The organism is Natrialba magadii ATCC 43099 (assembly GCF_000025625.1).
GTDB lineage: Archaea > Halobacteriota > Halobacteria > Halobacteriales > Natrialbaceae > Natrialba > Natrialba magadii.
The window spans coordinates 3048614-3074429 of the sequence record NC_013922.1; the positions used below are offsets into that span (position 1 = coordinate 3048614).

24 protein-coding genes are annotated in these 25816 nt (G+C 63.7%); 8 read left to right on the plus strand and 16 right to left on the minus strand.

The window, feature by feature from the left end; all coding sequences use genetic code 11:
* The first annotated feature begins 130 nt into the window (after positions 1-130).
* Entirely contained in the window at positions 131-1303 is a 1173-nt protein-coding gene (locus NMAG_RS21705) for a hypothetical protein (protein WP_012996757.1), read from the plus strand.
* An 83-nt stretch (positions 1304-1386) separates the two neighbouring features.
* Here NMAG_RS21705 and NMAG_RS14300 read toward each other — a convergent pair whose 3' ends face one another.
* From NMAG_RS14300 to NMAG_RS14320, 5 genes are all read right to left on the minus strand, one after another.
* A complete protein-coding gene (locus NMAG_RS14300) occupies positions 1387-2115 on the minus strand; it encodes a nucleoside phosphorylase (protein ID WP_004214809.1) in 729 nt (242 codons plus the stop codon).
* A 227-nt stretch (positions 2116-2342) separates the two neighbouring features.
* A complete protein-coding gene (locus NMAG_RS14305; protein ID WP_004214808.1) occupies positions 2343-2642 on the minus strand; it encodes a HalOD1 output domain-containing protein in 300 nt (99 codons plus the stop codon).
* 140 nt (positions 2643-2782) lie between these two features.
* Positions 2783-3754, minus strand: a complete 972-nt coding sequence (locus tag NMAG_RS14310) for a carbohydrate kinase family protein (protein WP_012996758.1) — start codon at positions 3752-3754, stop codon at positions 2783-2785.
* 32 nt (positions 3755-3786) lie between these two features.
* On the minus strand, positions 3787-4608 hold the full coding sequence (locus NMAG_RS14315; protein ID WP_004214806.1) for a DUF63 family protein: 822 nt from the start codon (positions 4606-4608) through the stop codon (positions 3787-3789).
* A gap of 60 nt (positions 4609-4668) precedes the next feature.
* Entirely contained in the window at positions 4669-5724 is a 1056-nt protein-coding gene (locus NMAG_RS14320) for a ribose 1,5-bisphosphate isomerase (RefSeq protein ID WP_004214804.1), read from the minus strand.
* A gap of 71 nt (positions 5725-5795) precedes the next feature.
* On the opposite strand from NMAG_RS14320, the gene deoC reads away from it, so the two are divergent.
* Positions 5796-6497 (plus strand): deoxyribose-phosphate aldolase, encoded by a 702-nt coding sequence (gene deoC, locus NMAG_RS14325; RefSeq protein WP_004214802.1) that lies wholly within the window; start codon positions 5796-5798, stop codon positions 6495-6497.
* A 49-nt stretch (positions 6498-6546) separates the two neighbouring features.
* Here the strand turns inward: deoC and NMAG_RS14330 are convergent, their stop codons facing one another.
* The 3 genes from NMAG_RS14330 to NMAG_RS14340 all read right to left on the minus strand — a co-directional run bounded on the left by NMAG_RS14330 (position 6547) and on the right by NMAG_RS14340 (position 9794).
* Positions 6547-7386, minus strand: coding sequence for an ABC transporter permease subunit (locus NMAG_RS14330; RefSeq protein WP_004214801.1), 840 nt, complete (start codon positions 7384-7386; stop codon positions 6547-6549).
* Entirely contained in the window at positions 7383-8504 is a 1122-nt protein-coding gene (locus NMAG_RS14335; protein WP_004214799.1) for an ABC transporter ATP-binding protein, read from the minus strand. The genes NMAG_RS14330 and NMAG_RS14335 overlap by 4 nt, the downstream gene beginning before the upstream one ends.
* Positions 8505-8612: 108 nt before the next feature.
* Positions 8613-9794 carry an NAD-binding protein gene (locus NMAG_RS14340; RefSeq protein WP_004214798.1) on the minus strand — a complete coding sequence of 394 codons (1182 nt, stop codon included), beginning with the start codon at positions 9792-9794 and terminating at the stop codon, positions 8613-8615.
* Positions 9795-9986: 192 nt separating this feature from the next.
* Here NMAG_RS14340 and NMAG_RS14345 point away from each other — a divergent pair, with 192 nt between their 5' ends.
* Complete coding sequence (locus NMAG_RS14345; protein WP_004214796.1) at positions 9987-10271, plus strand: ubiquitin-like small modifier protein 1; 285 nt, start codon at positions 9987-9989, stop codon at positions 10269-10271.
* A 27-nt stretch (positions 10272-10298) separates the two neighbouring features.
* Here NMAG_RS14345 and NMAG_RS14350 read toward each other — a convergent pair whose 3' ends face one another.
* The 3 genes from NMAG_RS14350 to NMAG_RS14360 form a co-directional block, all read right to left on the minus strand.
* Positions 10299-11252 (minus strand): GNAT family N-acetyltransferase, encoded by a 954-nt coding sequence (locus NMAG_RS14350; protein WP_004214794.1) that lies wholly within the window; start codon positions 11250-11252, stop codon positions 10299-10301.
* Between the two features lie 5 nt (positions 11253-11257).
* Positions 11258-12541, minus strand: coding sequence for a Glu-tRNA(Gln) amidotransferase subunit GatD (gene gatD / locus NMAG_RS14355; protein ID WP_004214793.1), 1284 nt, complete (start codon positions 12539-12541; stop codon positions 11258-11260).
* Between the two features lie 81 nt (positions 12542-12622).
* A complete protein-coding gene (locus tag NMAG_RS14360) occupies positions 12623-12844 on the minus strand; it encodes a hypothetical protein (RefSeq protein WP_004214792.1) in 222 nt (73 codons plus the stop codon).
* Positions 12845-13087: 243 nt separating this feature from the next.
* Here NMAG_RS14360 and NMAG_RS14365 point away from each other — a divergent pair, with 243 nt between their 5' ends.
* Both NMAG_RS14365 and NMAG_RS14370 read left to right on the plus strand, forming a co-directional pair.
* Positions 13088-13780, plus strand: coding sequence for a hypothetical protein (locus NMAG_RS14365; RefSeq protein ID WP_004214790.1), 693 nt, complete (start codon positions 13088-13090; stop codon positions 13778-13780).
* Between the two features lie 46 nt (positions 13781-13826).
* On the plus strand, positions 13827-14141 hold the full coding sequence (locus tag NMAG_RS14370; protein WP_004214789.1) for a nucleoside triphosphate pyrophosphohydrolase: 315 nt from the start codon (positions 13827-13829) through the stop codon (positions 14139-14141).
* Positions 14142-14170: 29 nt separating this feature from the next.
* Here NMAG_RS14370 and NMAG_RS14375 read toward each other — a convergent pair whose 3' ends face one another.
* Positions 14171-14830 carry an ArsR/SmtB family transcription factor gene (locus NMAG_RS14375; RefSeq protein ID WP_012996759.1) on the minus strand — a complete coding sequence of 220 codons (660 nt, stop codon included), beginning with the start codon at positions 14828-14830 and terminating at the stop codon, positions 14171-14173.
* A gap of 707 nt (positions 14831-15537) precedes the next feature.
* Between NMAG_RS14375 and NMAG_RS14380 the strand changes: the two genes are divergently transcribed.
* Both NMAG_RS14380 and NMAG_RS14385 read left to right on the plus strand, forming a co-directional pair.
* Positions 15538-16830 (plus strand): MgtC/SapB family protein, encoded by a 1293-nt coding sequence (locus NMAG_RS14380; protein ID WP_004214784.1) that lies wholly within the window; start codon positions 15538-15540, stop codon positions 16828-16830.
* 85 nt (positions 16831-16915) lie between these two features.
* Positions 16916-17248, plus strand: a complete 333-nt coding sequence (locus tag NMAG_RS14385; RefSeq protein WP_004214782.1) for a hypothetical protein — start codon at positions 16916-16918, stop codon at positions 17246-17248.
* 67 nt (positions 17249-17315) lie between these two features.
* Here the strand turns inward: NMAG_RS14385 and purD are convergent, their stop codons facing one another.
* Both purD and NMAG_RS14395 read right to left on the minus strand, forming a co-directional pair.
* The gene (gene purD, locus NMAG_RS14390; protein WP_004214780.1) at positions 17316-18608 is read right to left on the minus strand and encodes a phosphoribosylamine--glycine ligase; all 1293 of its coding nucleotides are present in this window, start codon (positions 18606-18608) and stop codon (positions 17316-17318) included.
* Positions 18609-18726: 118 nt separating this feature from the next.
* The gene (locus NMAG_RS14395) at positions 18727-18930 is read right to left on the minus strand and encodes a hypothetical protein (protein ID WP_004214779.1); all 204 of its coding nucleotides are present in this window, start codon (positions 18928-18930) and stop codon (positions 18727-18729) included.
* A 134-nt stretch (positions 18931-19064) separates the two neighbouring features.
* Between NMAG_RS14395 and NMAG_RS14400 the strand changes: the two genes are divergently transcribed.
* Positions 19065-21179, plus strand: coding sequence for a prolyl oligopeptidase family serine peptidase (locus NMAG_RS14400; RefSeq protein WP_004214778.1), 2115 nt, complete (start codon positions 19065-19067; stop codon positions 21177-21179).
* Between the two features lie 4 nt (positions 21180-21183).
* On the opposite strand, the gene NMAG_RS14405 is transcribed toward NMAG_RS14400, so the two are convergent.
* Together NMAG_RS14405 and NMAG_RS14410 are read right to left on the minus strand one after the other, a co-directional pair.
* Entirely contained in the window at positions 21184-24030 is a 2847-nt protein-coding gene (locus tag NMAG_RS14405; RefSeq protein WP_004214777.1) for a DEAD/DEAH box helicase, read from the minus strand.
* Positions 24031-25719 carry a ribonuclease H-like domain-containing protein gene (locus NMAG_RS14410; protein WP_004214776.1) on the minus strand — a complete coding sequence of 563 codons (1689 nt, stop codon included), beginning with the start codon at positions 25717-25719 and terminating at the stop codon, positions 24031-24033.
* Positions 25720-25816: the final 97 nt, after the last annotated feature.

Consider the following 25816-nt stretch of genomic DNA (forward strand, 5'->3'; position numbering starts at 1 on the left):
CCAGCGGAGTACTACGACGGCCGGCGGCGTAACAGTTGTCGGCAATCTGCCGGTGTTGAGAACGGGTGATCCCGGAGCCAGCGCCAGCGAGGCCGGAGTGTTTTTGTCGGCGCGCTGTCTTCGCTCGCTCGTGACTTCCCGCGAGCGCCGCGTCGACCAGAACCAGAACCTGGACCAGGACCTGAACCAGAGCGTCGTATTCGACCGAGACGAGTACACCTGCCAGCACTGCGAGCAGACGGCCGACGCAGCATCGCTGCGAGTGATTCCGGTCGACGAGATTGCGGGCGTACGGAATGCGGATACAGAGATAGAGAGAGGGACAGGAACAGAGACAGGCGCAGACACAGAGACACCCGATAGCACAGCCGAAGAACACAGCAGCGCGTACGTAACAGTCTGTCTCTCGTGTGCAGCCATCTTCGAACCCGCCGGCTTCGACGCGGAGACAGAGACAGAGACAGAGACAGAGACAGAGACAGAGACAGAGACAGAGACAGAGACAGAGACAGACGTGACAACCGCAGAGCTGTTCAGCCTCGTCCGCGAGACGACCCAGAAACAGGGCGCAACCGTCTCCGACGTGGCCTCGTTCGCCTCGCTCACGACGACACTGCCAGCGAAGATTGCAGCTGCCGGTGCGGCGGCGAACGAGGGCGACGCAGACGGGACAAACGATGAGAACGAGGGCGTAAACGGGGACGAGGACGAGGACGCAAACAACGACGAAAACGAAACCAACAGCGACGGAGAACGACGAACGCAAGCAGCCCAGACGGACACAGCAACACCACCCACAGACCCAGCAACAGCACTCGCCGACACCGCCCAGGAGTTCGTCGCAACCCGCCGAACCATCCTGCTCGCTATCGCTACCGTCGATCAGCGCCTCGCTCGACTGGGCGGACTCGAATGCGACGCGGTGGCCGGCGCCCGCGCCCCCCTGCTCGCAGACTTCCTCGAAACAGCGAGAGAGTTACAGCAGACGCTTCGAGAACTCGTGTCGCTGGCTGAACTCGTGGCTGCGGGGCTCGGTCGGTGTCACGGCTGCTTCGGGGGACTCTCCGAGGGTGAGATACCAGTGACAGCCACGGCGTGTCCGACATGCGGGCGACTGAGCGCGGAGACGAGCGACTGGCAGCAAACAGCGTCCGGATCCGGATCCGGATCCGGATCGACGGGAGTCGATTTCGAGCGGCTCTTTTCGGCGACGAACGACACGCTGCAGGAGGCCTCGGCGACGACCGAGCGGCTCACAGACCGGACGACGGTACTCGCGGCCGAACTCGTGACAGAACAGTAGCGAGACGATCAAGGGAGCGTGTGGAGATCGATAGGAGAGACAGTCAGCAGACGAGGACGACTCGGAAATCAGGTTAACAGGGACTAGAGCTCAGTCGCCGACTCGAGTGCAATGTCGATCGCACGGGCGACGTTGTTCTTCGCTTTCTCCGGCAGTTCGTCGTCTTCGGTATCGGTTCCCTTCTGGGTCCCTTCGACGAGGTTGCCGTCGACGGTGCAGATTGCGCCAGCACGCAGGCCCTTACGGCGGGCGAGCGTGAAGATCGCGGCGGCTTCCATCTCGACGCAGAGCAGGCCGGCGGCCTCCCAGTCGTCGACTGCCTCGTCGGTTTCGGCGTAGTAGGCGTCGTCGGAGGCGATCGGACCGACGTGGATAGCCTCATCGTTGGCTTCTGCGGCGTCGACGAGCGAGGAGAGCACGTCGTACGATGGGACGGCGGGGTACTCGACGTCCTCGTAGCGCTTGGACGTCCCTTCGTTCTTCGCCGCACCGCTGGCGACGACCATGTCGCCGATTTCGATACCGGACTGGAGCGCACCGGTCGTGCCGACCCGGACGAACGTCTCGACACCGACGTTCGCGAGTTCTTCGATGGCGATTGCCGCTGACGGGCAGCCGATCCCGGTCGAGCAGATCGTCAGCTCTCGGCCCTCGTAGGTGGCGTTGACGACCTTGTACTCGCGGTTCTGTGCGACGGTTTCGGCCTCGTCACAGTGGGATGCGATGCGATCGACACGTCCCGGATCGCCCGGAAGCAGTGCGATATCGGTCAGGTCTCCCTCGTCGACCAGCAGATGCGGTTGCGTTGCCATACCGTCGCCTTCCGCGGGTGACGAGAAAAAAGGTTCGAGAAAGCGGCGTCTGCGAGCGGTGAGCGGCGAGCGACGAGTGACGAGTGACGAGCGACGAGCGACGAGCGAGTAGCCGATCGTTCGAATTGTGCGAGTTGCGAGTTACGGGTTACGGGTTACGAGTGACGAGTGCCAGGCGGCGAGGACCAGACGAATAGCCGAACCAACTGCGGACGGCGACCGTACCGTCAGTTCGGCGCCACAACAACCTCGTCAGGGAGCACCGTAACGGCGGCGTCACCGACGTGGAACGTCACTTCCTCGACTGTACGTTCACGACCCATGTTCGTGTTTTCGAAGAGGGCATCGAGGGCTTCCGGGTCGACGTAGTCGTACAGCCGGGTGCTCGCCGCCGTCACGTCCTCGTCCCGGTACTGCGCTAATGCCGTTGCGACGGCGATACTCGGCGGTTCCGATGCTGTGCGAGTGTACCGGACGCGCCGACTGAACTCGCATCCGTGGGACTTGCGTGGCCTGTATTCTGTCATGTCTCTCCGTCACGTCTCCGTGACTATCTACTCAAGTGGCCAACGGGGTCGCCCATATAGCTACCGTCAGACAACATGGGGTGAGAACCGCACGACGGCACCACAATCGGTGTCAGACGTTTGTATGACGTATTTTGCGGTTAGAATCTCGTTTTGAGAAAGGCGGTCACTCGTGACAGCGTCGGTGCACTTCGTGCGCCTTTTTCACTCGCCGTCAGCGCACCACAGGCGTTTGCGAACTCGAGTGCCTGTTCGATATCGACGCCTGAGACCGAGGGTATCGACGGCACCGACGGCACCGATGACGCCGACGACACCGACGCAGCGTCAGAAGCGAGCGACTCGCCCTCGTGTTGCTCGAGGAGCGTCGCAATGAACCCCGCGGCAAAGGCGTCACCAGCGCCAGCCGTGTCGACGGTGTCGACATCGAACCCGGGATGGACGTAGGAGCCACCGGGCGTGTGCACTTCGGCACCATCGCCGCCGTACTTCACGACGACGATCCGGTCGTCGAACGCCGAGCCGACGTACTCGTCCTCGAGAAGGCTGGCGATTTCCTGGTCGTTCGCGAAGACGATGTCGGCCACGGCGAGTGCGTCGGTGTAGTCGCGGTCGCAGAGTCGCCGTCCCGGATCGAAACTGACACCGACGCCGGCTTCGTTCGCCGTCTGTGCGATCGCACCGGCGGTCTCAGGTCGCTGACTCGTGAGGTGGACGTGATCCGCGCTGCGAATTCGATCACGGTCGAGATCCGCGGGTGTAACGGCCTCGTTGACGCCGTCGTTCCCGAGGACGGCGACCTCGCCCTCGTCGTCGACGAGCAGATATTTAACCGCGGTGTCTGCACCCTCGACGACCCGGAGCCCGTCGAGCGAGACGCCGGCGGACTCGAGTTCCCGGCTGGCGAGCAGGCCATTGTCGTCGTCGCCGACGCTGCCGATGAGACCGGTATCGAGGGAGAGATTCGCGAGTGCGGCGGCGACGTTCGCAGCGCTGCCGCCGCCGGAACGGTGCTGTGAGCGGATTGCAGACTCACAGTCAGCTTCGGGGAGCCGATCGACACGGAGGGTCACGTCCCAGTTGACGTGACCGGCAGTGAGCACCCTGACCATTCATCGGAACGACGACCGCGGGCGAGAAAAGTCTAGGCAACTGCGAACAGGAGCACGTTGTGTGCGCCCGGGCCGAGGCCGACGGCGGCGATGAACGCAAGCAGGAGTCGGGCCTGTCGCGGCGCTTCCTCGACGTACTCGCGAAAGAGACCGAGAATGACCATCGCGAGCGCGAGTTTGACGACGACGAACAGCCAGCCGCCACCGATGTAGTCGGCCGTCGGCAGCGCGTGCCCGGCGTCGAGGATGAGTTCGGAAAGCGGGACTTCCTCGCCAGCGCCGAGAATGTCGTAGCCGATCGCGGTCGAGACGCCATCGAGGACGTGGCCGAAGACGACGAGCACGCCCGTCGCTCCCGTGACCGCGGCGACGTCGGTGAACCAGAGGCCGAGGATGAGCCAGGCGAGTGCGGTGACGACGCCGGAGATGACGACGGCGATAACTGGCCAGAACGGCTCGAACGTGCCAAGTTCGACGCTTTCGAACAGCAGAAACATCGTGAAGACGGCGAAGAAGCCGGTGCCGACCGTCCCGAGCGGCCGCTCGATCGTCTGCTGCAGGCCGCCGCTGTAGAGGAAGATCGACAGCACCCAGACGAGCCCTGCAACCGTCGCTGTCACCAGGTAGACACTCGGCGCAGCGAACAGTACTTCGATCGAATCCGGATACGCCTCCGTCCGATGGAGGACGTGTAACGTCGATCCGAACAACATCCACGGCGCAAATGCGAGCACCGTTCGGTCGGTGACTGGCGGCCCCAACGTCCACAGCAGCGCAACGACACCCCCGAGCACAGCGAGAAGTGGCACGAGAAGGTACCACGCCGGGAGGACGAAACCCTCAGGCAATACCATACCCCCTACTGTCGACACCAGTAACTAACACTTTCCGATCAGTGACGATTCGTCTGACACCTATCGTCGCTCCTCCCAGGGTTCTGCCGTCGTCTCGCCGAACAACTCGCGCATCAGCGTGACGATACTCTCTGGCGGGAACTGCCCGTGTTCGGTAACGATCGCGTCGATGTGCCGCGGCGGCGTCACGTCGAACGCCGGATTTTCGACAGTCAATCCGTTCTCGTCCTGCCTCCTGGCTTCATCGCCGTTCCCGTCTCCAGCAGCCGATCGAGCTGTCTCGCCAGAAGGCTCGATCTCCGTCCGCTCCTCCATCGAGAGCACCTCTCGCTCGTCACGCATCTCGATCGCAACCGTATGCCCCGTCATTGTATCCGGATGCAACTTGATCGTCTGAGCCGCCACCACCACCGGCACACCACGTTCGCGCGCGTTCACCGCCAGCCCGCTCGTTCCAACCTTGTTGATCACGCTTCCGTCCGCAGCGATGCTGTCGGCTCCGACCAGCACGTGATCTGCCTCGTCCAGATACCGCCGCGCCGCGTTATCCACGATCAGCGTCACCGGAACACCTAGCTCACGCAACTGGCGCGCCATAATGTGACCCTGCTTTCTCGGGCGCGTCTCCTTGACTATCGCCTCGATACGCTTGCCGGACTCGAGTGCAGCCTCGATACACGCCAGGGCGTCCGTCGAGTGACAGTGGGTCATCACCACGTCGCCGTCGCGGAGCCGATTCGAACCGATCTCGCCGAGCGTCGACTGGGCCTGCTCGAGTTCGGTGCGAAACGTGTCGGCGCGCTCGATGGTCGAGTCGCGGAGCGCGGCGACGGTCTCGCCCTCCATCCCGCGGAGGACGTACCGGAGGGCGTTCGGCAGGCTCACGGCGGTCGGGCGGGTCTCGTACAGTTCGCGTGCGCCGGCGCGGAGGTCGCGCTCGAAGGCCGCCGGGTCAGTCGCCTTGGAGCGTTCGGCCTGCGTCGCGAGCGCCGCGGCGGCGGCGTCTGCGATCGCTGCAGCGCCGCGAATCCGCATCGCTGCGATGTCGGCGGCCGTGTCGGTGACGGCCGGGTCGACGACGGGGTGGTTGGGGTCGGGGTCCGGGTCCGAGTCCATGTCACACCGTTACACGCCACCGGGCAAAAGTAATCGGGCGGGTTTTTGATCGTTCGACGAGTCGGTCCGCTATGGCTCCGGAACTGGACCGCGACGAACTCGCGCCACTGATCGACCACACCGTCCTCGGTCCCGAGACGACGACCGCCGACGTGGCTGCCGTGCTGGATGAGGCAGCCGAACACGGTATGAACGCCTGTATTCCGCCCTACGCGGTCGAGGACGCCGCTGCAACCCACGACGATCTGACTATTGCAACGGTTATCGGCTTCCCCCACGGCCAGCAGACCCAGGAAATCAAGCGCCGCGAGGGCGTCGACGCCTGGAAAGCCGGCGCGGACGAACTCGACGTCGTCATCAACGTCGGGCGGCTGAAAGCCGGCGAGGACGACGTGGTCCGGGCCGAATTGGCCGAACTCGTCGCCGCGGTTCCGATTCCGGTCAAGGTCATCATCGAAACCGCACTCCTCACCGAGGAGGAGAAACACCGAGCCTGCGAGACTGCCGTGGCCGCAGACGCGGCGATGGTGAAGACTTCGACTGGATTCGCGAGCGTTGATCCGGGGGATCAACGAGCGAACGGTGAAACCGTGAGCAGTGGGGCGACGATCGAGGACGTCGAACTGATGAGCGAGTACCTGCCAGTCAAGGCAAGCGGCGGCGTCGGCAGCTACGACGAGGCGATGGCCATGATCGAGGCCGGGGCCGAGCGAATCGGGGCCTCGAGTGGGATCGAGATTCTGTCGGGTGCGCCGACGGCGGAGACGGAGTGAACGGAGGCAACGAAACGGAGAACGAGAACGAGGAACACTGCCGATAGAATTAGCTCAGATCTGCGGATTTGAATCGCACGTATCCAATGGCGAGCGGTGCGACGATCCACGCACAGAGGACGACGGGTGCAAACTCCGGTTGGACGTAGAACGGCGCGTCGGCTGGCGGGAGACTACCCGCCGCGATGTCAACGTCAATCGTCCGTGTGATCTGAAAGAGCGCTTCGCTGGGGAGGAGTTGCGAAACAAAACGGTACAGCATGGGCGCTTCGGCGAAGCCGAGTACGTCTACGTGGAGCCGCCGTACCAGATACCCAGCCGAGACGAACAGTGTGAACACGTTGAGCGTGACGTACACGCCGAAGCCGACGGCCGCTGCACGGGCCTTACTGGCGACCGACGCAGAGATACCGATCGCGATGGCGACGTAGATGACAGCGTAGAGTGCCATCACACCCATTGCGACGAGATACGTTCCAACCGGGAAAACCGGATACAGCGCAAGCAGCGAGACAGCGACGACGAGCGAGGCACAGGCGACGCCGAGTACGATCACCGCACTTCGGCTCACGAACTTACCCACGACGACATCCCGGCGCGTGTTCGGCAACCCGAGCAGGAACGCGATACTGCCGGTCTCTCGCTCGCCGGCGATGGCAAGGTAGGCGACGACCAGCGCGACGACGGGAATCAGGAGCGAGCCAATCGTAGCGACGCCGGCCAGAACCGAAACGACACCCTCGCGGGCAGTGTCGTGAAACCGTACCTGGCTTCTCTGTATGAACATGAAGAATCCGACAAACCCGACGTAGATGGCAACGGCAAGCCAGACGATTTTCGAGCGACGGGCGTCCAGAAAGTCCTTCCAAGCAACGTCGAGCGCACTCATACGGACACCTCCGTGGACGACTGACGACCATCGCCAGTTCCGTCGTCGTCAGTAGCGTCACTACTCCCACTACTTTCGCCACTACCGCCACCGCTGCCACTACCACCACTACCGCCACCGCTACCACTACCACCACTACCGCCACCGCTGCCACTACCACCACCGCCACCGTCGCCACCACTACCGACATCACCACTACCACCCCCGTCAGGCACATCTCCCGTATACTGATTGAATAACTCCTCCATCGAAGCCGGTTCAGAGACAATGTCCACAACCGACGCTCGCTCGTCGACGTGCCTCACCACGTCCACCTTCGCAGCCGCGTCGTGGCAGTCGACGCGAAGTTCCGCTCCCTCGAGTGCAACCGCCTCGACGACGGGCAGTTGGGAGAGTCGGGCGGTGATCGACTCCGGCACCGACTCGAGTGCCAGGCGAATTCGAGACGAGTGCTCAAGGTCGTCGCGGAGGGTCTCGATGTCGTCGAGCGCGACCAGCCGTCCCCCGGACATGATGGCGACGCGGTCGCAGACGGCTTCGACCTCGGAGAGGACGTGACTCGAGAAGAAGACGGTCGTCCCGCCGGCGGCGAGGTCCTGAATCGTCGCCCGCAGTTCTTGAACGCCGGTCGGATCGAGACCGGACGACGGCTCGTCGAGTACGAGGAGATCCGGGTCGCCGACGAGCGCCATCCCGAAGGCGAGTCGCTGGCACATGCCCTTCGAGAAGCCGCCGGCACGGCGATCCGCTGCGTCGGCAATGCCGACCCGTTCGAGGATAGTGTCGGGATCGTCGACTGCGTCTTTCGTTCGGATGACCCACTCGAGATGCTCGCGAGCGGTCAGTCTGTCGTAGAGGCTGTAGCCGTCGGGGAGGATACCGATTCGTTTGCGAGTCGGCGCGAACTCGCCGCTGACGTCCTGGCCGAGCACCGTTGCGCTGCCGGCGGTCGGCGAAACGTAGCCGAGGAGGATGTTGATCGTCGTCGACTTTCCGGCTCCGTTGGGGCCGAGAAAGCCGAATATCTCGCCCTCGTCGACGCTGAAGGAGAGGTCGTCGACGGCGAGGACGCCGCCTGGATACGCCTTTCGCAACCCGGAGACTTCGATGGGGACCATACTGGTGCTCGCCGCTATAGTGACAATATATTTTCTAATGTGTCTGAAAGAAAGGAGTATGGAACGGCGACCCACCGGGTCAGCACGTCAGCACGCAATGTATTGGAGCTACTCGGACTCGAGTAGCCGCGAGACCACGGACGACTCGTCGGATCCGAGTGCCGACCGGACAAGCAGGTGACCGCCGAGTTCGGCGAGGCTGATGACGTCGTCGGCACCGGCGCGCTCGAGTTTCGCCGTGTTCTCGCGGTCGGTTGCGGCGGTGACGATGCGAACGTCTGGCCGGAGTTCGCGGGCGGTGAGAATCGCCATCGCGTCTTCGGCGTCGTTGTTCGTCGTGACGACCACGGTGCGTGCACTCTCGATTTTCGCCCGCCGAAGCGGTCCTTCGTCGCTCGGGTCCCCCGAGAGAACGCGGATATCACGCTCTGACAGCTCGCTCGCAGCCGTTTCGTCTCTGGTGACGACCAGGAACTGTTCGTCCGTGTCGGCGAGTTCGTTGACGATCGGTTCAGTCAGGTCCCCGTAGCCGAGGACGAGCACGTGGTTCTCGAGGAGTTCGAGTTCTGAGTCGGTCATAATTCCGAGTGTTTTTGAAATCCGAGCCTGAATCGCGGGACCAACGAGCGCACCGATGGCGATACCGAAGCTAGCGACGCCAAGGACGACGACGGACATGGTAAACAGCTGTGCGATTTCGGTCGTTGGGCCAATGTCGCCGTAGCCGACAGTGCTCGACGTAATCAGGGTGAAGTAGAAGGCGTCGAGCAGGTGCTCGACGCCGTCGAAGTCCTCGCGGAGCGCGTACGCGCCAAAGGTGCCGTAGGCCTGCACGCCGACGAGCGCGCCGCCTGCAGCGAGTTGCGTCGTCGTCAGCGAGAGCGAGCGGTCGAACCGCCGACGCGTCAACAATAGCGTCGGCATCGAGACGAGCGAGAGCACGACGAGCGGGAGCGAGTACGGACTCGCCTGGAGAAGTCCCTGCACAGCAGTTAGCGGCAAGAGCAGCAGTGTTGCCCACCAGCCAGCTCGCAACCCGCGTCTGAGTGCAAGTACACTCCCAAGCATGAGAAACCCGGTGAGTGCACCGGTGAAGCCGACCGCATCCTGCACAGCGACGGGCACGTGGGGCGCGAGCGGGCCGAAGTCGGCAGCCGCCTGGTCGATCCTGAGGATACCGGTCGCAACCGACAGCAGTGCGACGACCAGCACGAGGGCGACGGCTGCACGTGTCGTCACGATCCAGCGCCAGTTCTCCGGCAGTCGTTCGGTCACCCAGTCGCCGACCATTCTATACACACCGTTCCAGCCTGGGTGGAGTTAAGCGTCTCCGTCCGTCACGGCCCGTCGGGCAACTGTTGTACAACTGAACACGCCGACCAACTGAACACGCCGAGCAACAGGTCACCTCGACCAACAGGGCAGCGCTACTGCACACCACAGAGCGGTAGCTACTTGCCTCCGGCACCGATATCGCCACCTATGCCAACGGAGTGGAAACTGTTCGCAGACCTCGCCGAACACGCCGGGGACAAACACGTCACCGTAGATGCATCGGCCGGCGACACCGTCGACGACGCACTCTCCGACCTCGTCGACGACCGCCCCGCCATCGCAGACCGTGTGCTCACGGACGACGGCGACCTACGGTCGCAGATCAACGTCCTGCGAAACGGGACGAACGTGCTCGTCGAAGAGGATGGACTCGAGACGGAACTCGAGGAGGGCGACGAACTTGCGTTATTCCCGCCGGTCAGTGGTGGGTGAGGACGGTGAGCGAGGAGCGGAGAGCAATTAGAGCGCGCCGCTGAGAACGAAGTCCGGCTCCTCGGAAATCGTCGCACCCGCGTAGGAGGCGTCGCTGACGACAGCGGCCGTCTCCGGGATCAGTACTCGCGTCCGATCAGCGCCGAGAGCGGCGGCGTCGCGGCTGATGGCCGCGAACAGCGATCGAGTTGCGTCAACGTCCTCCCAGGCACCGACGCCGTACTCGGCCCAGGTTTCGGACTCGCCGTCGTCGTTCTCGCGCTCGTAGGTTCGGAGGCGATAGGAGGCACCGACATATCGACCGTCGCGTTCGACGGCGAAGACCTCGGTCTCGTCGTCTGCGTCGATTGCGCCGTTCCCCCCGTTCCCACCGCCTGAATCGGACGCGAAGTCCAGAAAGTCCTGTCGTGTGAGTTCGCGCATGGACCACGTCTCCTCCGGCGCGTAGCCGAGTCCGTTCAGGTGCTCGCGGGCGTCGCTGTGGGTCCAGTAGCGCCACGCGGCAGCGGGGTCGTTCGTGACGGTGTCCGGGCCGGAGGCGCCAGAATCCGGTTTCGGATGCGCAAACCGGAACTCGGTCGCTGGTTCGAGGCCGCTCTTTCGTGCCGCACCGAGCGACGCAGCGTTCCACGAGAAGATCATCACGCGACCGACGCTCGCGCCCTGCTCGCGCGCCCACTTGAAACAGGCGTCGTTGAGCCGGCCGCTCAGGCCCTGGCGCTGGTAGTCGGGATTGACCCGCATTCCTTGAAACCAGGCCTCGTCGGGCGAAACCATCACGGCCTGAACGATCCCCGCGACGTCGTCGCCGGCGTCGGCAAGGAACGTCTTCTTGTGATCGTCGCCATCGTCCTCGAGCCAGTCGTGGTAGACCTTCGGGATGTAGTCGCCGCCGCGGTCCGTCCAGATCTTGTCGGTGAAGGCCTTGACGCCCTCGTAATCGTCGTGCGTCGCTCGCCGGATGTGAATTCCTACCGACATCCCGATCACTCCCAGGGAACCGACCGTTCCTGCAGTTCGCCGGCAATCGAGGTCTGCATCGTCTCTGCGACCGACTCCTCGTTTGCGAGGGCCCACATCAGCTTGACTTTGGCCGTCCCTGGGAGGGTGTCGCCAGCCTCGATGACACCGGCGTCGAGGAGGTCACGACCCGTATCGTAGACTCTGTCACAGACTCGTCCCTCGAGACACTGGCTGGTCATCACGACAGTCGTGCCGTCTGCGACCAGTTCCTCGATTCGCGGGATCAGGTCCGTATGGACGTGTCCGAGTCCAGTTCCTTCGATGACCAGCCCGTCGGCACCCTCGACTACGTCGAGGAAAGCCGGGTCCATTCCCGGTGTGAACTTCAGCAGTTCCACGTCGGACTCGAGTGCGTCCGAACGCTCGAGGTCGACCTCGCCGCGTTGCTGGTAGTCCCGGCGGAAGCTGACGGTTTCATTGTGGTAGTCGACGGTGCCGAGCGGTTGCGCACCGACGGTTTCGAAGGCGTCGCGGCGGGAGGTGTGGTTCTTTCGGACGCGAGTGCCGCGGTGGAGTGCACAGACGTCGTCCGACTCGGAGGCGTGCATACAGACGAGGACCTCCGCGCAGTCACTCTTTGCGGCTTCGACGGCCGAGACGGCATTCATCACGTTGTCCGAGGAGGGACGGTCGGCCGAGCGCTGGCTGCCAGTGAAGACGATCGGAACCGGTGTCTCGAGCATGAAGGAGAGCGCCGACGCGGAGTACTGCATCGTGTCGGTGCCGTGCATGACGACGACGCCATCCGCGCCGTTCTCGATTTCCTCGTGAACCGCCTGAGCGAGGTCCTGCCAGATCGGCGGTTCCATGTTCTCAGAGAGGATATTGGCGACGACGCGCCCGCGATAGTTTGCGCGGCCAGCCAGGTCGGGAACGGCGCGAAGCACGTCCTCAGCGTCGAACTGGGCGGTCACCGCGCCAGTCCGGTAGTCGACCGTCGAGGCGATGGTACCGCCGGTCGAGATGAGCGAAATGGTCGGGAGGTCGTCGTCGAACTCGACTGCAGAGTCTACGTCAGTGTCGTCAGTCGTGGTCTCGTCGTCACTGTCACCGTCGCCGTCGCCGTTACTATCGATCTCGTAAACAGCTTCTTCGAGAACGGAAACGTCAGCGCCGTCCCGGGAAACACCGACGTTGTAGCCGCCTTCGAGTTTCACCACAAACTGCTCGTCCGTGCTGGAGGGGAGCAACACGCCTTCGTACGTGCGATCCGCGCGGTCGACGCGAACGCGATCGCCTGGATTCATGCGACACCGTTGCGCGTCGGCGGACTTGAAGGCACGCTTTCGGGTCGAGCGACCTGCGACAGAACACGACACGGGCGAGTGCTAGCCGACAATACCGATCACGACCAACCCCAGCCCCGAAAGCACCAACACACCCGCGATCATCGCCGTCAGCAACCGAACCGTCGCCATCGCATCCTCTGACAACTCGAGTCGGGGGTACAAGTGACGACTGGCAGAGAGCGCCCCTACCCCGATCGCGATGGCGATGATTCCGAAGGCGACCAGATCGACGTTCACACACCTCTCTACCAGCCCGTTCATGATAAACGTCGTCCGTGTCGATGAGGACGGTCACGGCTGGAAACTGAACTCACACTCACACTCAAAATCGAACTCGACCTCGAATTCAAATTCGAACGTAAACCCGAACTCAAACCCGAACTCAAACTCCGTCCTGCCTCTGGCAGACCTACTCGAGCATCCGGTCACGAAACGGAACATCCCGCTCACGGAAGGTGACAGTACAGGGAAAAGGCCATGGTGCCAGCCGCCCAGCGTTTGCGTATGAACGACCGCTCGGATGAGGTGACCGAGCAGCGAGACGGTGATCCCCGCTCGACCGACGACCTCCTCTCGGAAACGGAGCAACTGCTTTCGGAGACTGGTGGTAGCGGTGGTACTGGCGGTACCGGTGGTGCTGCTGGTGCTGCTGGTGCTGCTAGTGCTGGTGATCCCGATGATCCCGGTAAGACAGCCACCACCGACGCCACATCGAGCAACACCGCCGATCCGGGACTGGACGAATTTTCGGAGTTTGGCTCCAGTTCCAAGACAGAGCCCGAGCTCGAATCACGCGAACGGGCAGAGACTGGCTCAGGAGGCTCTCGCCTCGGTAACCTCACAGGCGGACGCTCGCTCGAGGAGTACTTCTCCCCCAAGGCGTTTCTCGCCCTCGTGCTAACCCTCGGCGCTGGCCTGTTCGCCGGCGGCGCAGTGATCCCCGTCGCCGGCCAGCTCGTCGGTATCTTCGCCGCAGCCTTCCTGATTGGCGTCATTATGTCGAAACGGCGGTATATGGAGCTAACGGGCGCTGGAATCACCGCCGGGATGCTGACGACACTGGACCCGGTCTACTTCGCACTCGGCTCCGGCCTGACACTGCTCGGCATCGGTGCAGCGATCGGGTTCGTCGCCTCCGTCGCCGGCTACTACTTCGGTCGCGACCTTCGCGACGGATTGGTCCGAGACGTGCCGTAAGCCGCCACTCACACACCCCTGCGTCAGATTTCAGAAATTACCACACATGTCACAGGAGTACGACAAACTCGTTCGAGACGACATTCCGGAGATAATCGCGGATAGTGGAGCGACGCCAGTCACACGAACCGCCAGTGACGCAGAGTACGAAGCCTACCTCTGCAAGAAACTGCGCGAAGAGGTCGAGGAGTACGTCACTGACCGGGATGTAGACGAGTTGGCCGACGTACTCGAGGTGCTCCACGAAATACGGGCGTTCGAGGGAGTCTCCGAGCAGGAACTTCGTGATCGGAGAGAACAGAAGGCCGACGAACGAGGCCGGTTCGACAAACGACTTATTCTCGAGCGCGTGACGGACTGATCGAGCGCGTGGCAGAATAACCGGACGAACTACCCGTTCGTCGTCAACTCCCAGCCGCGCTCGGTCCGCTGAACGATTCCTTCGTCGGCCATCGACTCTAACAGCTCCGCGATAACCTCTCGCGGCGCGTCGAGTTCCCGACCCAGCTCACCCACCGACTTCGGTTCCGTCCGAATCGTCGCCAGCAAGTCGGCGTAGATTCGACTCTCCGGGCCAGCACCGACGCTTTCTGAAATTTGATCGAGCACGTCGTACAGCTGGCTCTGCACCCAGCGCTGTGCCAGCGACAGTTCGTTCTCGAGTTGTTCCAGTTCGTCGAGTGCGCCAAGCAGTTCGTCGAGTTCGTCGAGTTCGTCACAGGCGATGTCGAGAGTGAGGTGGCGGCAAGTAGTGATATCGAAGCTGTTGTTGGTCGGATAGGCGCTCTTGCTGGCGAAGCCGTAGGGAGAGACCGTGACCTCGAGGCGGATGTTGCGGGCGATATGGAAGTACTTCCGGCGCTGGTCGTCGACGCGGCTCTCGATCAGACCGGCCTCCTCGAGTTTGCGGAGGTGTTCGATAACTGCCTTGGGACTGACGCCGATGTATTCAGAGATTTCAGTCACGTAACAGGGTTTGCGAGCGAGGAGGCGGAGGATACGCCTCCGGTTCTCGTTACCCAGTAGATCCAACAAAGCGGCAGAGTCCATCGTGGGAGGATAAGGTATCACCGCGGAAAAGCGTGTCTGCTCGGTGGAGGAGGCGTGAACCACTGGCACAGGAACGGACCAGTACGAGATCCCGATCGGCAACGCAACCGGTGAGTTGACCAGCAGACGGGGAGGTGAATAGACGGGGCCGAGCCCCCGTATCTGCCCGCAGGAACCGGTTTGGCGCCCACCAAATTCGGATGTGGGTTTAACTTACCCCTTCCTCATGCTCTGATTACAGAGACGATGTCCACGCTTCCGCCCTGGATCGAGAACCGGATTGAACACAGTCTCGACAAAAAGCTCACACAGCGTCACGTGGTCGAGATAATGCTCAACGCTGAGCGGCCGTACTTTTCAGCCGAACAGATTCGCGCTCGAGTTCGTCCTGATAGAGATACGAGCGCATACCCCCGCCTTCCCGTGAGTGACGAGTGTTCCGACGCTCTGTCGGAACCGAGGAACGAACAGGCGGGGGTATGCGCTCGTATCTCTATCACGGGTCTGAACGGTCGTCCGTCCGCCGCTGTCCACGCTGTGACTTCCGAACGACTGATCCGGAATACGAGTTCTGTCCCCGTGATGGGGCGCGATTGCGAGTACGAAAGTGACGGCTCTCGAGCACCGAACACGGGAACGACCACTGACCGTCTCTCTCCGCTGAACTCGGCACGGCGCTTATGTGCGGTCGCGGAGAACAGCCAGCAGTGAACGAGGTCGCGTTGCAAATCGGCGATGCACCACTCGACGAGACGGTCGTCCGGATCGCACTCGCCGGTGCGCTCGGTATGTTTCTCGGACTCGAGCGCGAGTGGTCCCAGAAGTCTGCAGGCATTCGGACGTTCTCGCTGATCAGCCTGCTCGCTGCGGTTTTTACGATTCTCGTCCTCGAAACCGATGTTGGAGAGGGGCTGCTCGTTCTCGGCGGGCTGCTCGTCATCGTCCAGGGCGTCTTACTTGCGGTGCAGGGGCTACTCGGCGACGAGGACGCCGGTCTCTCGCTCACCACGTCGGTGTCGATGCTCGTCGCCTACGGCGTCGGCTCGCTCGTCGCGGCCGGCTTCATTATCGAGGGCGTCACCGTCGCCGTCCTTTCGTCACTCTTGCTCGTCCTCAAACGCGAACTCCACGAGTTCGCGTGGGGACTCACCCGCGAGGAGATGCGCTCGACGACCGAGTTCGCCATCCTCGCGTTCGTCATCTATCCGCTCTTGCCGGCCGAAGCCGCCCTCGACCTCGGTGCGGTGACGATCCCGCTCGAACCGCAGGTGATCTGGCTCATGGTCGTCGCCGTCGCCGGCATCGGCATCGTCAACTACGCCATCGTCTCCACGTATGGCGGGCGTGGCATCGCCGTTACGGGCTTTTTCGGCGGCCTCGCCTCCTCGACGGCCGTCGTCGGCACGATGCTCGACCACGTCCGCCAGCGACCCGAAGCGGCCTCGTATGCCGTCGCCGCCATCTTGCTCGCCAACGCCGCAATGGCTGCCCGCAACCTCGCGATCGCAGTCGGGTTCACGATGGGAACCGAGTCCGGTATTCTCTTCGAAGCGATCCTCCCCCTCGGCGCGGTCATCGTGATTGCGTTCGCAATCGCCGGTCTCACCGCCGACTGGCGAGAGTCCGGTTCGATGGAACTCGAGAGCCCCTTCTCGATGAAGAACGCACTCGCGTTCGGCGCCGTCTTCCTCGTCGTGCTCGTCTTCGGATCGCTCGCCGAAACCTGGTTCGGCACCCTCGGCTTCTACGCGACCGCCGTTGCGAGCGGCTTCGTCTCGAGTGCCGGTGCGACCACGTCCGCCGTGGTGCTCTATCGGGGCGGCCAGCTCAGCGCGCCGGAGGCAACGATCGCGATCTTGCTCGCGACCGTCTCGAGTATCGTCGTGAAGGCGATGCTGGCGGCGACGTCGATGAACAAGAGTTTTCGGAATCAGATTGCCGTGTACAGCGTCCTCCTCTTGCTGGGTGGCGCGGCAGCGGTGCTCGTCATCGTTGTGTAAGTGGGCCTGCCACAGCAGTGCGTTGCTGGCGGCCTCCACACGAAGGGCGTAGGCTCTTGCCCGCACTCGTCCTACGACGGCCACAATGATCGGCTTGCTTACCGTCGGGAAGAAGGCGATGACTGTCGGCTACCGGCGCTACGGTGTGCGGGGCGCGTTGGCGATGGGCCTCCTCACGATCGCCGGTTACGTCCTCTTGCGTCGGGCGCTCGACAGGGCGGCAGATTCGGAGCGGGTGAGCACTGCAGTCGATGTCGAGACAATCCAGTCGGCCGTCGACGACCAGGGGGTCGGCGCGGTCGCCGACCCTGGAACGCTCGGCGAGGCGGTCAATCCAGCGGGCGTGGGCGACGCGATCCGAGGCGGCGACGCACAGTCAATCGAGTTCGACGATGACGAGTCAGACTCGGGCCAGTAACGTCGCTGTCGCCGCGAGACAGTACTGAAAAACGCCGCTACCGCTACAGCAGCAGTCGCGACTGCAGCTACTCGCTGCGCAACGCTTCGACGTGATCGATTCGCTGCTGCACCAGTTCCGGTTTCCCGATATCGTGGCGCATGTGTAGCCCCTCTTCGCCGGCGACTTCGAGCGCGTCTTCGGCAATCTCCTCTGCGTCGGTAATCGAGTCCGCACGTCCGACGACGGCGAACGAGCGCGAGGTCGTCGTGTAGATTCCGTCGTCGCGTTCGTCGACACTGGCGTAGTACAGGAGCGCATCGCCGGCACTCTCCTCGTCCACCTGCACTTTCGCGCCCGCTTCCGGCTCCGTTGGGTACCCCTCCGGAACCGCGTACTTACAGACCGTCGCCTGCGGCGCGAACTCGAGTGCCGGGAGCGAGTCGCCGTCCCGTGCAGCTGTCAGAACTTCGAGGAAGTCCGTCTCGAGGACCGGAAGCGTGTTCATCGCCTCGGGGTCGCCAAAGCGGGCGTTGAACTCGATGACCTTCGGGCCCTCGCTGGTGAGCATGAACTGGCCGTACAGAATTCCACGGTAGTCCTCGAGTGCGTCGACGGTCGCCTCGATGATCGAGACGGCGTCGTCGTAGTCTGCGTCAGTCATGAACGGGAGCGCGGTGGTCGCATCGGAGTAGCTGCCCATGCCGCCCGTGTTTGGCCCCTCGTCGCCCTCGTAGGCGCGTTTGTGGTCCTGCACGGCGGGTGCCGTTCGGACGTCGCCGTTGGCGACGAACGCCTGGACCGTGAACTCCTCGCCGATGAGGCGCTCCTCGAGGACGATCCGATCGTAGTCGGAGTCACGAATGTACGCTTTGCCCTCCTCAGCGGTGACCTGGTCGCCGATGACTTTGACGCCCTTGCCGCCGGTGAGTCCCGCGGGCTTGATCGCCAGGTCGCCGTCGTACTCGTCGACGAACTCGCAGGCGGCGTCCATGTCGTCGAACGTCTCGAAGTCCGGGCAGCCCGGAATGTCGTGTTCGGCCATGAACCGGCGCTGGAAGGCTTTGTCCGTCTCGATGCGGGCTTCAGCCTCCTTCGGGCCGAAGGCGTAGATGCCGGCGGACTCGAGTTCGTCTGCGACGCCGGCCTGCAGGGGCGCTTCGGGGCCGACGACGGCGATCGTCGCGTTGACTTCCTCGGCGAACTCGAGGACGGCCTTCGGGTTGGTCGTCTCGAGTGTTTCGAAGCCGTCTGCGATGCGGGCGATGCCGGGGTTTCGGTTGCCGGCGCAGGCGTAGAGGTCTGCTTCACTGTTCTCCAGCGCGCGGGCGATGGCGTGTTCGCGACCGCCGCCGCCGATCAGGAGCACGGTCTCTGACATGGTCGATACCGAAACGCACGAACCTGTAAGTGTTGCTCTTTCCACGAGCAAGAAGTACGCATGTTTGTGTACATTGGCCACTGCCCCAGCCAGTGTACCGACACTGCATGCAGCGCCATTACCGATGCTGAGCGTGCTCGAAGAACCGCGTCACACCCCACCACGAACCGCCGAGTACAGCCGCGAGACAGACGGCCAGTGCGACCCCGGTGACCGAGCCGTCCGTCAGTTGCATCGAGCTGTATACCGCCACACCAGCCGTGACGACAGTGACGATGCGATCCGCGTCCCACTCGAGAAGCGCGGTTCGGAGGGCAGACATTGCACTAGTTGACTGTCACACAAGTCGCATATTGCACCTTCGGCTTTCTTCGAGCGCGAGTTCGGTTTCAGTTCTGGGGTATACCCGGTTACAAACCAGTCGTTTCAATAGGACAACCTTTGTATCCGGTTGGTATGGTTGCTGGTCCCCCACACTCAAAGCGCGAGAACACGAGCTACGAACGCCACGGCGACATGGTCGACGACCCGTTCCGCTGGCTCGAATCGGACGACGAAGCCGTCGACGACTGGGTCGACCGCCAGAACGAGTACGCCAACGACTATCTCGAGTCCCGAGAGGCTCGCGAACAACTGCGCCCGCAGTTCGAGTCGCTGGCCCGGACGACCGACTACGGCGCGGTGACAGCAGCGCCGACGGGGTATTTTCAGGAAATCGAGACAGACGAGGACGACCAGGCAGTGCTGTACGTTCGAGAGTCACTCGAGTCCGAGCGCGAGGTGCTCGTCGATCCGAACGAGTTCAGCGAGGACGGAACGAAGGCGATGGGGTGGTGGACCGTTTCACCGGACGGCGAGCGCCTCGCGTACGGCGTCGACGAGGGTGGCGACGAACTGTACGACATCGTCGTCATCGAGGTGCCCTCGGGAACCGTGATCGAGGAACTGTCGGCCGTTGGCCGCACTACTCCCCAGTCACTTGCGTGGACACCCGACGGATTCTACTACAGCCGAACGGGGTTGGCTGGCGAGGCCCAACTCGAGAAGAGCATCCACTACCACGAACACGGTGCCGACCCCGATGGTGACGAGGACGACCTCGTCTACGAGATCGACGAGGCGTCGACGTGGCCACTGCTCGTGACGGATCGAGCTGGTGACCAGCTGCTCGTCGCGTTGGTCGCCGACTGGGACCGCAGCGACCTGCTGTACGCCGCGGTCGGCGACACCGACCTGACACCAGTCATCACTGACGCCGACCACGTCTACTTGCCACTGATTCACGAGGACGGTGCGTACCTGCAGACGGACCTCGACGCACCGTACTACCGATTTCTCGAACTCGACCTCGCCGGGTCCCTCGATGTAGTCGATCCCAACGAACTCCCAGAACTGATCCCCGAACGAGACGGCATCATCAAAGACGCGGCTGTCGTCGACAACCACCTGCTGGTACAGTACGAGCGCGCGGCCGTCTCCGAACTCGAGTTGTTCGACCTCGCGGGCGAGCACGTGCGGTCGATCGATCTCCCCGGAGCCGAGACGGAGACGGAGACGGAGACGGGGACGGGGGCGGGAACGGGAACGGTGGCCGGCCTCGATGGCACTCCTGACGCCTCCGAGGCGTTCTTCAGCTACCAGTCGTTCGACCACCCGCCAGCCGTCTGTCGTTACGACCTCGAGGCAGACACCGTCACGGAACTCGACCAGCCTGACGTTACACTCGAGTTCGACCTGACCGTCGAACAGGTCCGGTACGAGTCCGCCGACGGGACCGAGGTTCCGATGTTCGTCGTCCACCGGGCCGACCTCGAGTGCGACGGCGACAACCCGACGCTGCTGTACGGCTACGGTGGGTTCGAAAACAGCCTGACGCCGAGTTTCCGGAAGTACAGGCTCGAATTCCTTCGTGCGGGTGGCGTGTACGCACACGCAAACCTCCGCGGTGGCGGCGAGTTCGGCAAGGAATGGCACGAGGCGGCACGCCACGAGAACAAACAGCGCACGTTCGACGACATAATCGCGGCCGCGGAGTACTTGATCGACGAGAAGTACACGTCGAGCGATCGCCTGGCGATTTCGGGTGGCTCGAACGGTGGGCTGACCGTCGGTGCCGCACTGACACAGCGGCCGGACCTGTTCACAGCGGTCTGCTGTCACGTTCCGCTGCTCGACATGCTCCGATTCCACACCTTCCTGCTCGGTGCGTCCTGGACGAGCGAGTACGGGTCACCGGACGATCCGGAGGCCTACGAGTGGATCAAGGCGTACTCACCGTACCACAACGTTACCAATGGGACGAACGGCTCCGGCCCCGAGTATCCGGCTGTCCTCTTCAAAACGGCCGAAGACGACACGCGCGTGCATCCGGTACACGCCTGGAAGATGGCCGCACGCATGCAGTCGGTCGCCGCGGGTGGTCCGTTCTTCTGTAAGACATACCGGGATACCGGCCACGGAACTGGCAAGCCGACCTGGATGGTCGTCGAGGAGCAACTCGACGTCTGGTCGTTCGTCTTCGATCAGCTTGGTGTCTCAGTTGCTGCTGCGTCGTCTCACCCTCAGACGTAGACCATCAGGCGTAGAATAGCGGCGGCCGTCTGTCATCGGTCTCACGAGTGTCATGCTTGTCGCGATCTCTACCTCTCTCCCCATCTCCGCTCTCACCGTCGTCTACCAGCAGATCGGACTCGAGTACACTCTTTTTACCATCCCCACTCGCACTCGCTAGGAGGAGGTCTAACACGTCGACGGCCGCCTCGCGGTGTAGTGGTTGGTTGTCGTTCCCGCACTGGTCGTCCATCACGCAAGCGGGACAGCCGTCGATGCGGCCGCAGTCACAGGTTTCGATCAGGGCGCGCGCCCGCCGAGCGACGGCCTCGAAGTTCTCGTAGATCGCCCGCGAGAAACCGAGTCCGCCGTCGATTCCGTCGTAGATGAACCAGCCGCTCGCGGGTTTGCGGTCGAGGCCCATCGCGAGTTCCCTGACGGTGGCCTCGGCAGCGGCGATGTTCTGCGGGGCGGGATCTTCGCCGACGCTCGTCTCGTCGTCACCGTTCCCGTCCGATGCGGCGCTGGCCAGATGCGAGTCGATCGACAGCGTCGCCAGTCCGCCGAGGTCGCGCTTGTCGACCATCAGTTCCAGTGGGGCGACACCGATCGTCGCGTGCTCGGCGGCGTGGAGGCCGCCCGCGTAGCCGAGATGGGCGGTATCTGCGAGGTCGCTGTCCAGTCCCGGCACGGAAAAGTCTCGGTACCGCTCGACCAGCGCGGACTCGACGTGCTCGGGGACTTCGAGCCAGCACAGTTGCGTCTCCATCGAGAGCGGCGGGTTTCCGGTGGGGAGTTGCTGTGCTTTCTTTTTGCCGCCGTGGATCGCGACCTCGTCGTAGGTGTCGTGGTAGACGAGCACTCGCCCGCGGCCGAAGTGGAGCGTAAAGGACCCAATCTCGCGCGACTCCTCTGAGACGGCGTCGAGAACCGTCACGTCCGTGCGCGTCCGTGTGTGGTACGCTACATCCGTCGGGCGCAGCGTCACCGAGGGCCGCGGCGTCGTGTGATCGACCGCACAGACCTCGTACTGCTGGCCCTCGTGGAGCCTGACCGCGCCCTCGTGGAAGTCCCGCAGCACGCGCTCCTCGGCGAGCGGTTCCATCTCGGGGTCGTGGCGCTCGTCGACGCCGTCAGCGAGTTCGACCGTATACTCCTCGCCGGTCGTGGCGTACAGCGAGATCGATCCCTGCGGTCTGGGCGGACCGGTGTAGGAGACGCCCGTTTCGAGGTGGCCCGTCAGCTTCCCTGCGCGTCGCCACATCTCGATCGCCCGATCGAGTCGCTCACGGTCGGCGAGTCCGTCTGCACCGGCGTCGCGCTCGTCGAGCGCGAGTTCGGCCGCCGCACAGAGCAGGTGCTGTGCGAAGACCGCGTCGTTCTCGGTGTCGACGACGGCGTCCTCGACGTCGTTCTCGAGGAGGTAGTCCGGATTACTCACGACGTACTGATCGAGGGTACGGTGTCCCGCGACGAGCACCGAGAGCGCGCGGTTTGCCCCACGGCCAGCGCGACCGATCTGCTGCCAGAACGACTGGCGCTGGCCGGGGTAGCCCAACTGGACGGTGGCGTCCATCTTGCCAACGTTGATCCCCAACTCGAGTGCATTCGTCGAGGCGACGCCGTCGAGCACGCCGGTCTTGAGCTGGTGTTCCGTGCCGTGTCGATTCCGCCGCGAGTGGCCCGCGTGGTAGGGTTCGATGGCGCTGCCCCGGTCCGGGTTCGTGTAGTATCGCGACCGGTCGCGGCGGTGTTTCGCTGCGCGCTTGACCGAGAGTTCGGCGAGCTTTCGGGAGGGCGTAAACAGCAGCGTCTGGGCGTCGTGGTAGGTCAGATGCGAGAGGAGCCGCGGTGCTTCGACGGTGGCAGGGACGCGGTCGGTGACGGCGTCTTCGGCACCGGCTCTGTCCCCGTCTTTCTCGCTCGACTGCGGCGGCGGATTCCACAGCACCAGTTCCCGCGGCCCCGTCGGGGAACCGTCCTGGTCGACCACCGTTACCGGGTCGTCGATCAGGGTACTCGAGTGTGCGCCCGGATTTCCGATCGTTGCGCTGGTGAGGACGAACTGCGGATCGGCGTCGTAGTAGGCGAGCACGCGCTTCAGTCGGCGGATAATCCAGGCGACGTGCATGCCGTGGACGCCGGTGTAGGTGTGGGATTCGTCGATGACCACGAGGTCGCAGGCGGAGAAGAAGCGTGCCCAGCGGTCGTGGTCGTGCAAGTAGGTGTTCACGCCGGCGAAGTTGGTGATGATGACGTCCGCTTCCTCGCGGATCTGGCGGCGCGTCTCCCCGCGTTCGGTGTCGCCGTCGTAGACGCGGACGGTGATATCGAGACCGAGATCGTCGTAGAAGTCGTTCAGTTCGCGCTCCTGGTCGCGCGAGAGAGCTTTCGTGGGGTAGCAGATGTAGGCGGTCGGCGTGGGAGCCGACGCTGCACGTGCACCCGCCTTCTCGCCTCCGTTCTGTCTTTCCTTTTTCCCGCCTGTCTCTGCGGCCCGCTCGCGCGCATCCAGATAGTGTCTCGCGATCTGGAGCGCATAGATTCGTGTCTTCCCCGAGGCAGTGCTCGTCGCGACGCAGACGTTCTGCCCACACTCGAGTTCCTCGAGCGCCTCGGCCTGGTGAGCGTAGAGGTCGTGGTCTAACTGCTCGGCGAGTTCCGGGCGGAGGACGTCGGCGTTCGAAACGGTCGCTGCGTCCCGGCCGGGGAGTTCGAGGACGGAGATGTCACCGGACTCGCGAGCCCCTGCGCGCGGGAACGTCTTTCGCAACTCCTCGCCAGTGATCGGGATCGCTTGTTGGTCGCCCCGGTCGCCCTGTTCGTCCTGATCGTCCTCATCTCCCCCATCTCCGTCCTCGTTCGTTGCCATTCAGAAATCACCAAGTCCAGTCTGCTTGCTGGTCGAACCGCCGGTGCTGTCGTCGCGTGAGTCGTCTCGAGTTGGCGACGATCCTGCTGCACTCCCCACACCCGACGCTCGCGGCGCATTCCGAAGCCGCTCGTAGACGTGCCACAGCGCCCGACAGTCGTCCTCACAGTAGGCTTCGTGGCGGTCCCACTCGAGTACAGCCGATTCTCCCGTCCGCATGAATCGCTGGTAGGCCGCCGCCGTTCGCGCGCCGTCGAGTCCGGTTCCCAGGCCCTCGTAGCCGAGTTCGGCCGCGACGACGTCGAGTTCGTTCGTCCGGCCGGGGAGGAGCGCGTTGCCGGTGTCCTCACGGTCGGTCGCCCAGCGGTAGAGGTCGAATTTCGGGATTGACTCCCAGTCGTCAACGTACTCGGGGCAGTGGCGAGCGACGAACGCATCCAGATGTCGGTAGTCGAATCCTCGGCCGTTCCAGGTGAGCAGCGCCCGATTCGGGTGGACGCCGAGCAGCCAGTCGCAGAACTCTCGAACGACCGATGCCCCGTCGGTGGGATCGTCGCGCTCGACGAACGCTCGATGGGTGTCCGATTCAGGATCGTAGACCCCGATCTGCCAGATGATCGTCGGCGAGAGCCCGTCGGTTTCGATGTCGAGACAGAGCGGCGGCCGCCCCCACGCTTCGCCGGGGAGTGGCTCGTCCGTGAGTCGGCGCGGCTCGCCCGACTCGAGTACCCGCGCGTGGTCGTGCATTCTGCGCGCGCTCTTTGCCCCGATGCCCTCGATATCGGCGAGCGCTGCGACCGATACGTCCAGTAGCTCCGCCCGAGTCGTCACTCCCTGCGATTCGAGGCGGTTCGCTGTCTTCTGGCCGACTCCGGTGACCGCTTCGAGTCCGAAATCACCAGGTGCGTAGGCTGTACTCGAGAGTGTTCCGTCGGCGCTGTACTCGAGTGCCACGACGGATTTCGCGCCGCCATAGCCGTCGACGGGGCCGGCTCCCCGGACGCGGACCGCAACGGCGTCGTCGGCGACTGACTCGGCGGTAAGCAGCGGGTCGTGCGCGACGGTTCGAACGGCTCCCGTTCCGGCGTCGAGGTGCCACCGTTCGTCGTAGCCGGCGGGCAGTCCACCAGTCAGCACGCTGGTCTCCTGACCGGACGGGAGCGCCGCCGCAAGTTCGCCCGCGTGATCGAGGGTCGTCTCGAGTGCGGTGGGCCGCGTCGTGGTCGTGATCTGGTCGCAGATGAGGGCGTCGGCGCTCGTGGGTTGAGTTTTGCTCCCGTTATCAGCACCGTCACCGTCACCGTCACTGTCGCTGTCGCCGCCACCAGCACTGTTCCCAACATCAGCAGCCCTCTCAGCACCAGCAATCGCGCCAGCATTAGCACCAGAATCAGCACCAGCAACCGCACCGAGCGCCCGCGGATGCTGCGCCACAACGAACTCGAGTTCGTCACCAATTCTGTGTCGAGGGAGCGCCCCACTGTCGGCCGTCTCGAGCGGCGGGTGAATCACCGGCACGCCCATAACGTGGCGCGCGCGGGCCGCCGCCGTCGGCTCGCGCGCGTATCCGAACAGCCAGACCGCATCCGGACCGACCGTCGCCGCGATATCTTCGAGCGTCGCAACCGATCGCTCGAGTACCGTGGTCGGCGGGAGGGCGAGTACTCGAGTACCGGTGGGACCTGCCATAGTGTCGTCGTAGTCGGTGGCAGGGACGCGGGGCTAAAGATGGTTTGGACAACGGAGTGAAAGTGTTCGTTTGGAGACCGGCACGACAGTTACGCCG

Coding starts and splice junctions, on each gene's coding strand:
- NMAG_RS14345 (WP_004214796.1), top strand. CDS start 9,987: ATGCCAACGGAGTGGAAACTGTTCGCAGACCTCGCCGAACACGCCGGG.
- NMAG_RS14395 (WP_004214779.1), bottom strand. CDS start 18,930: ATGTCTGCCCTCCGAACCGCGCTTCTCGAGTGGGACGCGGATCGCATC.
- NMAG_RS14305 (WP_004214808.1), bottom strand. CDS start 2,642: ATGACAGAATACAGGCCACGCAAGTCCCACGGATGCGAGTTCAGTCGG.
- NMAG_RS14310 (WP_012996758.1), bottom strand. CDS start 3,754: ATGGTCAGGGTGCTCACTGCCGGTCACGTCAACTGGGACGTGACCCTC.
- NMAG_RS14350 (WP_004214794.1), bottom strand. CDS start 11,252: ATGTCGGTAGGAATTCACATCCGGCGAGCGACGCACGACGATTACGAG.
- NMAG_RS14385 (WP_004214782.1), top strand. CDS start 16,916: ATGATCGGCTTGCTTACCGTCGGGAAGAAGGCGATGACTGTCGGCTAC.
- gatD (WP_004214793.1), bottom strand. CDS start 12,541: ATGAATCCAGGCGATCGCGTTCGCGTCGACCGCGCGGATCGCACGTAC.
- NMAG_RS14370 (WP_004214789.1), top strand. CDS start 13,827: ATGTCACAGGAGTACGACAAACTCGTTCGAGACGACATTCCGGAGATA.
- NMAG_RS14320 (WP_004214804.1), bottom strand. CDS start 5,724: ATGGACTCGGACCCGGACCCCGACCCCAACCACCCCGTCGTCGACCCG.
- purD (WP_004214780.1), bottom strand. CDS start 18,608: ATGTCAGAGACCGTGCTCCTGATCGGCGGCGGCGGTCGCGAACACGCC.
- NMAG_RS14410 (WP_004214776.1), bottom strand. CDS start 25,719: ATGGCAGGTCCCACCGGTACTCGAGTACTCGCCCTCCCGCCGACCACG.
- NMAG_RS14330 (WP_004214801.1), bottom strand. CDS start 7,386: ATGAGTGCGCTCGACGTTGCTTGGAAGGACTTTCTGGACGCCCGTCGC.
- NMAG_RS14375 (WP_012996759.1), bottom strand. CDS start 14,830: ATGGACTCTGCCGCTTTGTTGGATCTACTGGGTAACGAGAACCGGAGG.
- deoC (WP_004214802.1), top strand. CDS start 5,796: ATGGCTCCGGAACTGGACCGCGACGAACTCGCGCCACTGATCGACCAC.
- NMAG_RS14360 (WP_004214792.1), bottom strand. CDS start 12,844: ATGAACGGGCTGGTAGAGAGGTGTGTGAACGTCGATCTGGTCGCCTTC.
- NMAG_RS14400 (WP_004214778.1), top strand. CDS start 19,065: ATGGTTGCTGGTCCCCCACACTCAAAGCGCGAGAACACGAGCTACGAA.
- NMAG_RS14315 (WP_004214806.1), bottom strand. CDS start 4,608: ATGGTATTGCCTGAGGGTTTCGTCCTCCCGGCGTGGTACCTTCTCGTG.
- NMAG_RS14340 (WP_004214798.1), bottom strand. CDS start 9,794: ATGGTCGGCGACTGGGTGACCGAACGACTGCCGGAGAACTGGCGCTGG.
- NMAG_RS14335 (WP_004214799.1), bottom strand. CDS start 8,504: ATGGTCCCCATCGAAGTCTCCGGGTTGCGAAAGGCGTATCCAGGCGGC.
- NMAG_RS14365 (WP_004214790.1), top strand. CDS start 13,088: ATGAACGACCGCTCGGATGAGGTGACCGAGCAGCGAGACGGTGATCCC.
- NMAG_RS14300 (WP_004214809.1), bottom strand. CDS start 2,115: ATGGCAACGCAACCGCATCTGCTGGTCGACGAGGGAGACCTGACCGAT.
- NMAG_RS14405 (WP_004214777.1), bottom strand. CDS start 24,030: ATGGCAACGAACGAGGACGGAGATGGGGGAGATGAGGACGATCAGGAC.